Below are 1758 nucleotides of genomic sequence, written 5' to 3'. Positions count from 1 at the left end.
CGCGCGGCGCCGGCGCAGGCCCACGCTACGGCTTCAAACCCACCGTCATGGCCCGCCCCCTCTCCGCCGGCTAAACCACACACCCCGAAGGCGCGCCCCGCACACACGTGCGGCCGGCGCGCCTTCGGGCGTCCTAGTCCGAACGACGTGGCGCCGGCGGCTTTAGCTGCGGCCGGATTTTTATCCCAGGTCGAGGCATTTACCGCCCAAACATGCCGCGGCAATGACCGGTGGAGCCGCTAACACCTCCCGCCCGTCGCAGACGTTATCGGATGTTGCCGCAGGTGGTGGGCAGGTCTTGCGGAGAGGCGTAGGCGTATGGGCGCCGCGTCGTCCGTCTCAGGTCCCGCACAGGTTAGGGTGGCGGTTCCGCGGCGGGTCGCTGCGGCGGGGAGGTCAGGGGAGTCCTCCCGATTAGCCTCACTCAAAAGCAACTTGGTGAATGTCGTCATGCGGGGGCGATGCGTGAGTAAACCCATGCCGTTCGGGCACGGTGGTTCGTAGGTGCTCGATTTCGGCGCATTACCACCGGAGGTCAACTCGGGTCTGATGTATGCGGGTCCGGGGTCGGGGCCGATGTTGGCGGCGGCTGCTGCATGGGATGAGTTGGCCGCGGAGTTGGCCACCGCGGCCAGTGGCTATGGGTCGGTGGTTTCGGAGTTGACCAGCGCCCCGTGGGTGGGTCCGGCCTCGAGGTCGATGCTGGCCGCGGTCAGTCCCTATGTGGCCTGGCTCTCGACGGTGGCCGGGCAAGTCGAGCAGACCGCCAACCAGGCCCGCGCGGCCGCGGGAGCCTACGAGACCGCGTTTGTGGGCACGGTGCCCCCGCCGGTGATCGCGGCCAACCGGGTGTTGTTGATGACGCTGATCGCGACCAACTTCTTTGGCCAAAACACCCCGGCCATCATGGCCACCGAAGCCCAGTACATGGAGATGTGGGCCCAAGACGCCGCCACCATGTATGCCTATTCGGCCTCCGCGGCGCTGGCCTCCGCGCTCGAGCCGTTTGACACCCCTCCCAATACCACCACGCCTGAGGCCCCCGCCGAACAAGCCCTGGCAGTCGCCCAGGCCCAGGCCACCCCGGCAGGCAACTCCGCCCAAAACGTCGCCGCGGTCACCCCGCAACTGGCCGCGGCCAGCACCGCACCCACCACCCAAGCCACCACCGCGGCCACCACCACGACCGGGCCCTTCACCTGGCTACAAAACCTGCTCACCAACCTCTCCACCCAAGGCCTGCCCACCCCCACCAACAACTGGCTCGGGCTCGTCTCCGCGAACTACGACACGGTGCTGAAACGAATGACGGGCTTGCCCTATCAGTCCAACGGCCTAGCCAGCTTCTTTTCGAGCATTGCGCAGCAAACGTTCAATGGACCGGTGGGAACGACGGCCGGCGCGCAAGGTGCGTTCTTTCCGACACCGCAGTTTGCGGCGTTGGGCGCGGGCGGGTGGACTTTCCACCCGGCCGCCGTACCCACGGCAAGCCTGTCCTCGGCCACCAAAATCGGCGGACTGTCGGTCCCGCAAAGCTGGGCCAGCGCCGCCGGCGCCGAAGAACAAACCGCCACCAAACTCGTCAGCACCCAGCTACTCAACCCCGACGGCGCCAACGCCGCCGGAACCAACGCCGCCATGCGCGGCGTCCCCCTCGTCGGCGGACGCGGCGCCCAACGCAGCGGCAACCTCGGCGTGCGCTACGGCTTCCGCTACAACGTACTCACCCGACCACCATCGGCAGGATAAAGAAATGCC

Annotated in this window: 2 protein-coding genes; both read left to right on the top strand. The window is 67.6% G+C overall.

Annotated elements, in window-relative coordinates; all coding sequences use genetic code 11:
• Positions 1 to 74: hypothetical protein (locus A5745_RS25195; protein ID WP_139329418.1), on the top strand; the 74-nt coding region annotated here is incomplete at its 5' end.
• Between the two features lie 430 nt (positions 75 to 504).
• A complete protein-coding gene (locus A5745_RS15700) occupies positions 505 to 1749 on the top strand; it encodes a PPE family protein (RefSeq protein WP_076117163.1) in 1245 nt (414 codons plus the stop codon).
• Positions 1750 to 1758: the final 9 nt, after the last annotated feature.

The organism is Mycobacterium sp. IS-2888, from assembly GCF_001954215.1.
Taxonomy (GTDB): Bacteria; Actinomycetota; Actinomycetes; order Mycobacteriales; family Mycobacteriaceae; genus Mycobacterium.
The sequence above is the reverse complement of the archived record's forward strand: the minus strand, read 5'-3'. Positions and strand labels throughout refer to the sequence as shown.